We start from the raw sequence: 10,683 nt of genomic DNA on the forward strand, positions 1-10,683 counted from the left end.
ACGAAACCTAAAGCGAAGAATGGCCATACTTCAGCGGTAGCCATCATGTTGATAACCATGGCGTACCCAACGGCAACAACCATGCCACCACCAATGCCAAGACCTTGGTTAAGCCAGTCAGGAATCATACCCAGCAGAGTCTTAACAGGGCCAGCACCAACAGCCAGAATCAAGCCGGCTGGAATGGCGATACGCAGACCTTGCAGGCAGATAGCGATCCACTGCCATACTTCGATCCCGCGGAAGCTACCTTTAGCAGCTGCGGCATCCATCAAGTGGACGATAGCAGTTGCAATGGTACGAACAAGGGTCGTGAGCAGCAGCCCTGCGACAGCCAGTGGAATAGCAAGCGCGATAGCGGAGCTAACACCGTTGCGGCCCTGACCACCAAGAACAAGAATAATAGCGGATGCAATGGATGCAAGGGCAGCATCAGGAGCAACAGCGGCACCAACGTTAGCCCAGCCAAGAGCGATGAGCTGCAGCTGACCACCTAAGATGATGCAAGGAACAACTGTACCGGTAGCAAGACCGATCAATGTGCAAGCGACAAGTGGCTGGTGGAACTCCCACTCATCCAAAATACCTTCAACCCCGGCCAAGAAGGAAACGATGAGGACCAGAATGATTTGAATAAAGTTTAAAGACATTATATATCCTCCTTTCTGTTTAACGAATTATTGCTTTTGCTTGTCAAGTTCTGCCTGAGCACTGGCAAGAATGTGATCAAGGTTATCCTTACTGTCAGCAGGAACCTTGCGAACATCGAAGGTAATACCTTCAGATTCCATCTTCTTGAAGGAATCAATATCGGTCTGGTCAAAGGCCAAAACCTTGTTCGGCTGAACCTTACCAACAGAGTGCGCCATGGACCCAACGTTAACTTCCTTAAGTGGAACCCCACCTTCGATAGCACGCTGTGCGTCCTCTGGTGTTTCAAACAACAGCATTACGCGCTGACCGCCAAAGTGTTTGTCGTCCTTAGCAATCTTGATCATCTGATCAATAGGGATGACGTGCGCCTTAACACCAGCAGGGGCAGCTTCCTTAATCAGGGTGCTACGCATGTTGTCCTTCGCAACGTTGTCAGAAACAACAATGATCCGGTTTGGATTTGTCGTCTTCGTCCAAGTAGTAGCAACTTGGCCGTGGAGCAGACGAGAGTCGATCCGTGCGAGTACGTATTCCATTTTGCCTGGCTTACCAGCGTTTGCCGGTGCTGCAGCCTTTGCTGGAGCAGCTTTTGGCTTTGGCTCGAGTGATTCAGGCTTAACCTTAACGCCCTGACGTCCTGCATCAACAAGGTGTGCTGCAAGTTCGTGTGCAGAGTTAGTAGAAAGACGTGCGCCGTATGCTTCAATCAGCATTGGCAGGTTCAATCCAGTAACGATTGCCCACTTGTCCTTGTGCTCCTCGAAAATTCCGTTTGCCTGATTGAATGGAGAACCTCCCCAAAGATCGATCAGGAACAAAACTTCATCTTCAGGATCAAACTTAGCAATGGCAGCTTCCAAGTGTGCCTTTAGGTCATCTGGACCTTCGTCAGGCATGAAGGTTACAGCTTCAACCTTATCCTGTTCACCGAAGATCATCTGACCGGACTGCTTAATACCAGCAGCGAATTGTCCGTGACTGGCAAGAATGATTCCGACCATCGTGTCGCCTCCTAAAATATTTTTTGCATCTCTCCACCCTTTGAACCGGTTCAACGCGGTGAAAAGAAATGTAAGATGCTTTCTAACACAGATTAGTATGCCAGATTCATCAATCTTTGCAAGCCCTTACTTAAAGCGTTTTTATGAATTTTCATGAAAGCCCCGAAATAGCGCCGATTGTGGCATTGAAAAAAGTTGAACTTTTTTTAAGATGTGTTCGGATTGTGCCTTTTTTGCAGTGTCAACAGCCTAAATAAGTTAAGCAGCCCCTAAAAAGAATGTTAAGCATGCCTAGAAATATCGCTTAAATGGCTTGATATCAGCACTTGGCTGAAAAGTCTTTTCTATTATCATTTTTATGGCTGTTCATTTCGTTCACCAAGGCCAGCAACAGCCCCACAATGCTCTTTTTTTGCACAATTGAACTGATTGTGACGAATTAACCAAATTCACTTTCATTGATTAATGAAAAAAATACATAACTTAGTGCATTAACTTGCAGCTGTCTTGATTGGTAATCGCCAAGTAAGCTATTCGTGGGCTTAATTGGTAACGGTGGTAAGCAGCTATCTAACTCGTGCGGCAAAAAAATATTTGTTTTGCTAGTAATCTCAACTTCTTTTAGGAAATTAGGCTCCAGCACGTTAATAGTAGAAAGCTGGCGCAGCAATTAGCATGTGTAACGACTACTAGTTATTTTGTTTCATCAGCAAACGGTTACATTCAGTTAAAAAGACAAGTCCTGCTTGACACCATCTACGTTTGCGCTATGCTTATAGGCGACATTTAAATACACGACGAAATAGAGGTCGCGGGGGCGACAAAAATCTGCTGAGTGCCGGGCACGATGAAGCAGATGGTAAGCGTCCCCCGCCGAAATGACGGATCCTACCGGAGGATTCGTCATTGGGCCAGGTTGCGAAAGTGCCTGGACTGTCCTGACGGCTGCAAGGGTCTGTCAGGGAGCGCTATGAAGTTAGTTTTACTATTCATGTAGAATTGGCGGGCCCCTGTTGAATCAATTAATTTTGATTTAACAGGGGTCTTTTATTACTCTATTTCCCTCCGTGAACTAATGAAGGGAGAAAATGTCATGAAGAAATTCTGGATCGCTATCTCAAGCGTCCTCGTTGCCCTCGCGGTATTACTCGGATTACACAGCACGACCGCCCAGACAACGCAGGCCGCCACCAATGGCACCTTTAAGGTCGGGATGGAATGTGGTTACGCCCCATTCAACTGGACCCAAAACACCAATTCACACGGAGCCGTTAAGATTCAAGGTTCCAACACCTGGGCAAATGGTTACGACGTCCAAACTGCCAAAATCATTGCCAAGAAGTTAAACAAGAAGCTGGTCGTCGTTAAGACGAAGTGGAACGGCCTTTTGCCTTCCCTAACCAGTGGCAAGATCGACGCCATCGTTGCCGGCATGTCCCCAACTCCAGAACGCCGTAAGAGTATTGATTTCACCAACCCGTACTACGTTTCCCAGCTGACCATGGTGGTTAAGCGCAGCAGCAAGTACGCTAACGCCCACTCCATCCAGGACTTCAAGGGCGCCAAGATCACTGCGCAACTGTCCACCTACCACTATGACGCCATCAAGCAGATTAAGGGCGTCCTGCGCCAGCCCGCAATGGACGACTTCCCCGCAATGCGAGTTGCCCTTGAATCTGGCACCATTGACGGTTACGTTTCCGAAGTTCCTGAAGGGATTACCGCCGAAGCTGCTAACCCTGACCTGAAGATGATCCACTTCAACAAGGGTCAAGGCTTCAAAACCAGCGCCTCCGACACCAACTTGGCAATCGGGGTGCGCAAGGGTTACAGCGAAACTAACAAAATCAATAACATCCTCGCTGGCATGAGCAAGAAACAGCGCAGTCAGCGGATGAACGAAGCCGTTGCTAACCAGCCAAGCACCGCTTCTAAGGGCAACTGGTTCGTCAACATCCTCAAGCAGTATGGTGGCATGTTACTCACCGGTACCGGCATGACCCTGCTGATCTCACTGGTCGGCACGATCGTCGGCTTCATCATCGGCCTGCTCGTTGGAATCGTCCGCACGATTCCCGCACCAAAGAACACTGGTGAACGCGGCCTGCTTGCTTTTGCTAAGTGGCTGCTGTCCGTCTACATCGAAGTCTTCCGGGGCACCCCAATGATTGTTCAAGCCGCCGTTCTCTACTACGGGGCCGCACAAGCACTGGGTGTCAACATGGACCGCACGGTTGCCGCGTTAATTATTGTTTCTATTAACACCGGTGCTTACATCTCCGAAATTATCCGTGGTGGGATTATCTCCGTTGACCCTGGACAGACCGAAGCTGCATCTGCGCTGGGCATGACCCACTGGCAGACGATGACCAAGGTCGTTTTGCCACAAGCCGTTCGGAACAGTCTGCCTGCCGTTACTAACGAATTCATCGTTAATATCAAGGACACCTCAGTTCTTTCCATTATCAGTGTGTCTGAATTGTTCTTCACCGCCGAAACAATTGCCGGCCAGAACTTCCAGTTCTTCCACACCTACCTGGTTGTCAGCTTGATCTACCTGGTTCTGACCTTCACCATTTCCCGGCTCTTCCGGCTCATCGAAAAGCACCTCGATGGCCCCAAGGACTACAACGTGATGAACAACCAGATGCAAGTTGAGACGCCAAAGATCAAGTAAGCAATGGAGGTAAATCAAATGAGTGAAACAATTCTCGATGTACAAAATTTGCGGAAGACCTTTGGCAACCATGAAGTCCTACGCGATATCAACCTCACCGTCGACAAGGGTGAGGTACTAACAATCATCGGCCGGTCTGGTTCCGGTAAGTCCACGCTGCTCCGCGGCCTGAACCTGCTCGAACCCCCGACCGCCGGTAAAATCCTTTTCCACGGTAAGGATGTCCAAGCTGAAGACTTCAACCTGGCTACGTACCGCGCAAAGGTTGGCATGGTGTTCCAAAACTTCAACCTGTTCAATAACCTCACCGTTATCGACAACATTGTCGTACCGCAGATGAGTGTGCTGAAGCGGGATCAGAACACGGCTAAGCAGCACGCCCTCGATATTTTGAACCAGATGGGCATGGACCCATTCATCAACGCCAAGCCAGCCCAGCTGTCTGGTGGGCAAAAACAGCGGGTTGCGATTGCGCGCGCCGAAGCGATGGACCCCGAAGTCTTGCTGTTCGATGAACCAACGTCAGCACTGGACCCCGAAATGGTTGACGATGTCCTGAACGCCATGACCGACCTAGCCAAGACCGGGCTCACCATGATCGTGGTTACCCACGAAATGGAATTCGCCCGCGACGTTTCCGACCAGGTGCTCTTCATGAACGACGGTGTGATTGCCGAATCCGGGACACCAGACCAAATCTTTGGTAACCCACAAAAGGCTGAAACCAAGGACTTCCTGAAGCGGTACTTGTCCCGCGCATAACAATTAATGTAGCAAACAAAGACTCCCTAGCAACGCTGGGGAGTCTTTGTTGTACTTATTAGAGTACTACTAAGGCCATGTTTCCAATGGTGATGTCTACCCAAGCTTAAATTGAACTGTTAAGATAGGTAACAAGAAATCTTATGGAGGCGGCACAGATGAATGTGTTCACGGCACTGCAAATGATTCAGATCGACCACCAGGAGCTCAATCCCAATATCGTTTTTGTGACTGACGAAGAGGGCAAGCCCGATAACGTTCTGAGTGGTCTCGTGCACGATGTACTCACAAACGTGGCCATCTTTGCCGACCTCCACACCGCAAGGGACGCCGAGGATCTCATTGACCAGCTGCATGCAAACACCCCCCTACCCGATGACGTCTTGGATGAGTACCGCAAAATCCTAGAACAGGAAATTGCGGGCATTAACTTCAGTGCCCACAAGCAGGTTGTGGAACTGATTTACCGACCACTACTATAGTCACTGAAACATATCTCCCGGGAAATAATCTTAACAGACGACTAAAACAAAGAATTGCGATATAACACGCCTCTAAGGACGCCTTGTTATACCAACATGATATAATACGCTGATGGAACGTGCCACAGATGTGTCACTCTCAAATACTAATGGAGCCTACCCTCACAGGTAAGCTCCATTTTTTCATTGTAAATTTATAATGTACTGTCCTGACCTTGCCTTGAATTGTAGTTTGAATTGTTGATTTCGATTTGTCAGAATTACTTTGTGGCTTTTTCCAGCTTTTAATATGAATGGTGCTTGTACTGTCTTACCGTTCAAATTGACAAGGCGTATTTCTATATCTCCCTGACTTCCATCATCGTTTGTAAGTACATATGATGATTTGAGTAATGATGGCCGGATAAGTGAACTGCCATTCCAGCTAGCAGTGTGCCATCGTGCTGATGCATGTTGTGAAACGGTCAATACGGTTGATTGATCAGGTGAAATTGTTTGATTCACAGTTTCGGTATTATGATAAAGCAAATATAATGACAAACCAAGTACTGCAATAAAAGCTGGCACAATGATTCTCAAAGCTATCTTCCGTTTTCGGTTCAATCGTTGCTCTTTACCCATCTCTTCAACCATTTCAGGCTCCTCCTTCAGCAACTGGTCAATAGACATTTGAAGGATTTCGCTCAGAGATACAAGGATATCTAAATCTGGATAATTTCGCCCAACCTCCCAGTTTGAAATTGCCGATCTGGATACCGAAAGCAACTCTGCTAGTCGAGCTTGTGTGATTTTTAATTCTTGTCGCCGTTGCTTTAGTCGTTCTCCAAAGGTTATCATTTCAAATCCTCCATTATGGTTATCGCAAAATTTGACCATATAGTCTAGATAGCATCTGTGGCTCCGTAATTTACGGTGATTTTTGGTGTGACACAAACTCTGTCATTACTGATACATAAGCCTTCTTGAATATACCCACTATTAAAAGCGCTTGCAAGATGGTATTCTTTAGCCATACGAGGGGGAATCAATGTGAGGTGTAAATTCTTGTGTGCTGCCTTGCTTTCTACGGTTTTACTTAGTGTTTCGGTGAGCGGATCACAATCGGTTAATGCTACCACGGATGGTGAGCAAGCCACTCAATCTACCGCAACGGCGATGATTTACTGGAGTAGTACAGCATATCTAGTTACGAATGCATACTCTAATGTTACGTCATCAAATAACATTTTCAATGACAGCCCAGTTGTTACAAACAATGCCGGAAATAAAGGGACTATCAAAGTTAAAATCGTTAATTCGAATGGCGCACAGGTAGGATCAGTCAAAACCATTGGTAAGGGTAAAACGGTAAGACTGGATAGCATTCCTTGGAATAGCGGAACATATACTCTCAAGGCTATGGCCGTTTCCTCTGCTGGTACTTACGCAATTAAGATTGACTAATTCGCAGTACCGCGTGCTGATTTCTTCTTGTAGTTGTTGATGGGGCAAAGGCAACGTTTGGAGGAGATACGGCTGAGAATACGGAACAGAGACCGTGTATTAAACTTTTTTAGTGGAACACATTCACACATGGAGGGACATGTTATGAAGAGTGCAAAGAAATTGATGACGGCGTTTGCTGTCACGGCTGGTCTGCTGGGAACAGGCGTAGGTAGTGCTGTTATGGCAGCAAGTGTTGGCGGTGGCACATGGAACTATGGTGTCGGCTTGACTGGCACATTCGGATACTCCGACTATCTTCATAATTCCAAGACACATAGTGCTTCGGTCGGTAGAACAAAGAGCGATTGCAACAAGGTCACCAAGACCAAAGGCGTTTGGGCACAATCAAAGTATACCAAGATTCCACCTACAGGCTTAAACTACTGGTGGAGTGTTAGCTAACTAAATCTGTTGGCAAGTAAAAGACGCACTCTCGCATATGTGAAAGTGCGCCTTTCGTATTTATTGGGTTAAGGGGTGATGATCTTGAAAAAAATTCTATCACTGTGTGTGTTCTTAGTAGTTATATGCTCCGCACTGATCACCGTTAATATTTTCCAAACAAAAGACGTGATCCGAACAAACACTATAGAGAAGACTGATGATTCTTTCAACTTCTATGTCAGTGATAGTCAGGTTGCGGTCAAAGATGAAATCAAGGAATTTTCGCGGCTGTCTAATCACTATAAGGTGAATGTCTTCCTTAGTACGACAGATTCAAATGGCGCCACTGTGAAATCAGTCGTATATCAGCGTAGCAGCTTTCCAAAAGATAATTTTGGATTGGCATCGAACAACGTATTCCCTGATAAGGACGATTACTACGCAAGTTTTGTAACGGGAAGCCAGCACCAAATTGGTACTATTCCAGTTTTTTACAGCAAAAACCATGTGATTCTCCAGACGCTTTCACGTTATCATAAAGATAATAACCGAACGGCGAACGGGACATTCACTATTGTTGGCGCCAATAGCACAGATAAAGCGAAAATAATTCATCGCCTAAGTCAATTTTTTAGTGTGACGCCAGCTCAACTTGTGACCAAAAACGTTGAACAGCGAACAGAAATGTTCAACAAAAATCTTGGGATATTCTTATTGCTCTTAGCAATATCGATACTTATTTTCCTCTTGATTGTTGTCTACCTGCCAATATCGAAAATGCACACCATTGGCGTGATGAAACTCAACGGCTGGAAAAACGGCGCGATTATTTGGAGTTTCATCCGCAATGGCATGGTGACACTGTTGGTTACTAGCGTTATGACTGATATCGTGATTGTGATTTTATATCACAATTTCTTACCGCCTACCCTGTTGCCAATATTGATTGTAGGACAATTTGCACTAGTTGCCTTGTATTTTCTCGCAAATCTTTCAGTGTATCTACTGGTTCACAAGACCACCATTCGTGATTTACTGAAAAATCACTTCAACTTTACGCTCGGAACGTGGCTATCATTTGGACTAAAAGCACTGTTAACACTTGTCACCACGGTACTGCTTGTTCAAACATCTGCTGGTATCACTGAATCGCTTCGCCAAGCACAGCAGGTTAAAGATTGGCAACGTGACGGCGAAGTATTGACGATTGACAAAGTAATGTTGGCAGATCAAGACCGCGCAACACGTACCCTAACAAAACTGTATGCAGACCTAGATCAAAATACCGACACAATGTACGTGCGTAGTACAGTGGTTAATCCATCTAAAGAATTATCCTCAAATGCAACAACTCCCGAGTTTGCTCCGGATGAACGCTATCCAATTATGACCGTGAATGAAAATTACATTCGGAATAAAGTGCCGCAACTCAAGTCACTGTTAAAGCAAAAATCAACTGAACGTGTCTACTTGATTCCTCAAAAATATAAAAATCATCACGCAATGAGGCACTTGGTACAGAGCTTTCAGTACAACTTGCTAAATAGCGAACAGCAGTCGCATACCAGTATCAAAAAAATGAAGGTAAAGTTGATTTATTATAATGATCGACAAGCCAAAGTGTCAGTCTTTGCTTACGACTTCAATATCAAGCAAAGGCTTCAGTCTCCCATATTTTCAATGGTTACACCAAGCAATATGACGTTCTTTGATAAGGAGATTTTATCCGATACAAGTGGTGCCAATCCTTTGAAAATTCCCCAAAGCAAATCAACAATGCGTACCATAAAGCACGCAATTACAAAAGCAGATGCGGGTTACCTAAATATTCATTTTGCGACAATGAACTCAATACTCTCGGATTCATTGACGTCTATCAATCAGGGCCTGGCATTCTTTGCCCTCATGCTAGTAACGGTCTTTTGCCTAAATCTGATTGCCTCTATTTTCTTACTAATGTGTATCATTCAAAATAAAGCACGCTCACTTGCAATCAAGAAAATGCTGGGAATAAAATTAGTTGATCGATACAAGTGGGAAGGCTTAGTCTCGTTGGCTTTATACGTGATTCAGCTTTTGGTGGTATTGATATTTGGAAGCTCGAAATTAATCCTGATTTTTGCGCTGATCATGATTGCTTTGGACGCGTTAATCTCCAGTAGTTTCATTTCGTTTGTTGAACGGCGCAGTCTTCCGGCAATGCTGAAAGGAGAATGAAAATGATTAAACTAGAACATGTTACCAAAAAGTATAAAACCAAAATTGTGCTAGACAATTTCTCCTTGTCAGTTGAAACGGGAGAAATGATTGCAATTACTGGACCAAGTGGATCAGGTAAGAGCACCATCTTAAACATCTTGGGGTTAATTGAATCATTTGATTCTGGTACCTACAAACTGTTCAATCAAACCAATATCAAACCAAATAGTAAAACTGCTTTGTCAATTATCAGAGAGGATATCAGCTATCTGTTTCAAAATTTTGCGCTTATTGAAGACGAAACTGTAGAATATAATTTGATGCTTGGAATTAAATATCTGCATGCCACCAAGGCGGATAAAACCGCGATTATTAAAGATGCGCTTCAAAAAGTCGGCCTCCAGGGTTACGGTAACAGTCCAATTTTTGAATTGTCTGGGGGGCAACAGCAACGTATCGCTGTGGCACGTGCACTTATCAAGCCAAGCAAGCTGATTCTTGCCGATGAACCCACGGGATCATTGGACCAGAAAAACCGTGATGAAATTATGCAATTACTGAAATCGATGAATAAACAAGGTAAGACCGTTATCGTTGTCACACACGATGACGAAGTTGCCAACCAGTGTCAGCGAATTGTTCATCTTTCATCGGTTAGCGACTAACAGCCCCGTTCTCAATATCGTCCGATGAAGAGCTCGTCTGCCTTCAATCACTTTGTTGGCGTTGAATTTTGGAGAACAAATACTACTTTGGGAATCAAGGTACACCGATGGATAGCGAAATCTGGAGGTGTATTTTTTCTACCTCCAAATCATTAAGATTTTGCAAATAATCAAGTTATTGTTTCAAATTTTGATGAAAATTCCGTCTTTAAGTAGTGAGAGCAATAATTCTCAACCCTTTTTGAAAGGAGGAACCCTCGCCGCCGTGCGCGGCGTGCAGCGCGAAAGCCGCTATCACGAGCGGCGGCGGTCGGCGTTAGCCGGCCGCCTCAAGCCCCCAGTATCTAATAGGGGGGCAAATACAAGTAACAAGA

At 45.3% G+C, this 10,683-nt stretch carries 10 protein-coding genes and 1 riboswitch; of the genes, 7 read left to right on the forward strand and 3 right to left on the reverse strand.

All coding sequences use genetic code 11. From position 1 onward, the window contains the following. A partial coding sequence (locus GN107_RS10980; protein WP_155287912.1) for a mannose/fructose/sorbose family PTS transporter subunit IIC occupies nucleotides 1-650 on the reverse strand: 650 nt, incomplete at its 3' end. Nucleotides 651-677: 27 nt separating this feature from the next. Next, nucleotides 678-1,655, reverse strand: a complete 978-nt coding sequence (locus GN107_RS10985; RefSeq protein ID WP_155287913.1) for a mannose/fructose/sorbose PTS transporter subunit IIA — start codon at nucleotides 1,653-1,655, stop codon at nucleotides 678-680. Between the two features lie 795 nt (nucleotides 1,656-2,450). Next, a riboswitch (Lysine riboswitch) is annotated at nucleotides 2,451-2,634 on the forward strand. A gap of 114 nt (nucleotides 2,635-2,748) precedes the next feature. Here GN107_RS10985 and GN107_RS10990 point away from each other — a divergent pair. The 3 genes from GN107_RS10990 to GN107_RS11000 all read left to right on the forward strand — a co-directional run bounded on the left by GN107_RS10990 (nucleotide 2,749) and on the right by GN107_RS11000 (nucleotide 5,576). After that, entirely contained in the window at nucleotides 2,749-4,332 is a 1,584-nt protein-coding gene (locus tag GN107_RS10990; RefSeq protein ID WP_155287914.1) for an ABC transporter permease subunit, read from the forward strand. A gap of 18 nt (nucleotides 4,333-4,350) precedes the next feature. Continuing rightward, complete coding sequence (locus GN107_RS10995) at nucleotides 4,351-5,094, forward strand: amino acid ABC transporter ATP-binding protein (RefSeq protein ID WP_155287915.1); 744 nt, start codon at nucleotides 4,351-4,353, stop codon at nucleotides 5,092-5,094. A gap of 158 nt (nucleotides 5,095-5,252) precedes the next feature. After that, a complete protein-coding gene (locus tag GN107_RS11000) occupies nucleotides 5,253-5,576 on the forward strand; it encodes a hypothetical protein (RefSeq protein ID WP_155287916.1) in 324 nt (107 codons plus the stop codon). A 183-nt stretch (nucleotides 5,577-5,759) separates the two neighbouring features. On the opposite strand, the gene GN107_RS11005 is transcribed toward GN107_RS11000, so the two are convergent. Beyond that, the gene (locus tag GN107_RS11005; protein WP_196246342.1) at nucleotides 5,760-6,413 is read right to left on the reverse strand and encodes a helix-turn-helix domain-containing protein; all 654 of its coding nucleotides are present in this window, start codon (nucleotides 6,411-6,413) and stop codon (nucleotides 5,760-5,762) included. 192 nt (nucleotides 6,414-6,605) lie between these two features. On the opposite strand from GN107_RS11005, the gene GN107_RS11010 reads away from it, so the two are divergent. The 4 genes from GN107_RS11010 to GN107_RS11025 all read left to right on the forward strand — a co-directional run bounded on the left by GN107_RS11010 (nucleotide 6,606) and on the right by GN107_RS11025 (nucleotide 10,309). After that, nucleotides 6,606-7,019 (forward strand): hypothetical protein, encoded by a 414-nt coding sequence (locus GN107_RS11010; RefSeq protein ID WP_155287918.1) that lies wholly within the window; start codon nucleotides 6,606-6,608, stop codon nucleotides 7,017-7,019. A 144-nt stretch (nucleotides 7,020-7,163) separates the two neighbouring features. Then, complete coding sequence (locus GN107_RS11015; RefSeq protein ID WP_054746153.1) at nucleotides 7,164-7,463, forward strand: lactococcin 972 family bacteriocin; 300 nt, start codon at nucleotides 7,164-7,166, stop codon at nucleotides 7,461-7,463. A gap of 84 nt (nucleotides 7,464-7,547) precedes the next feature. After that, the gene (locus GN107_RS11020; RefSeq protein ID WP_155287919.1) at nucleotides 7,548-9,662 is read left to right on the forward strand and encodes a bacteriocin-associated integral membrane family protein; all 2,115 of its coding nucleotides are present in this window, start codon (nucleotides 7,548-7,550) and stop codon (nucleotides 9,660-9,662) included. Nucleotides 9,663-9,664: 2 nt separating this feature from the next. After that, complete coding sequence (locus GN107_RS11025) at nucleotides 9,665-10,309, forward strand: ABC transporter ATP-binding protein (RefSeq protein ID WP_155287920.1); 645 nt, start codon at nucleotides 9,665-9,667, stop codon at nucleotides 10,307-10,309. The last annotated feature ends 374 nt before the right edge of the window (nucleotides 10,310-10,683 follow it).

This window comes from Lacticaseibacillus zhaodongensis, assembly GCF_009687905.1.
Taxonomy (GTDB): Bacteria; Bacillota; Bacilli; order Lactobacillales; family Lactobacillaceae; genus Lacticaseibacillus; species Lacticaseibacillus zhaodongensis.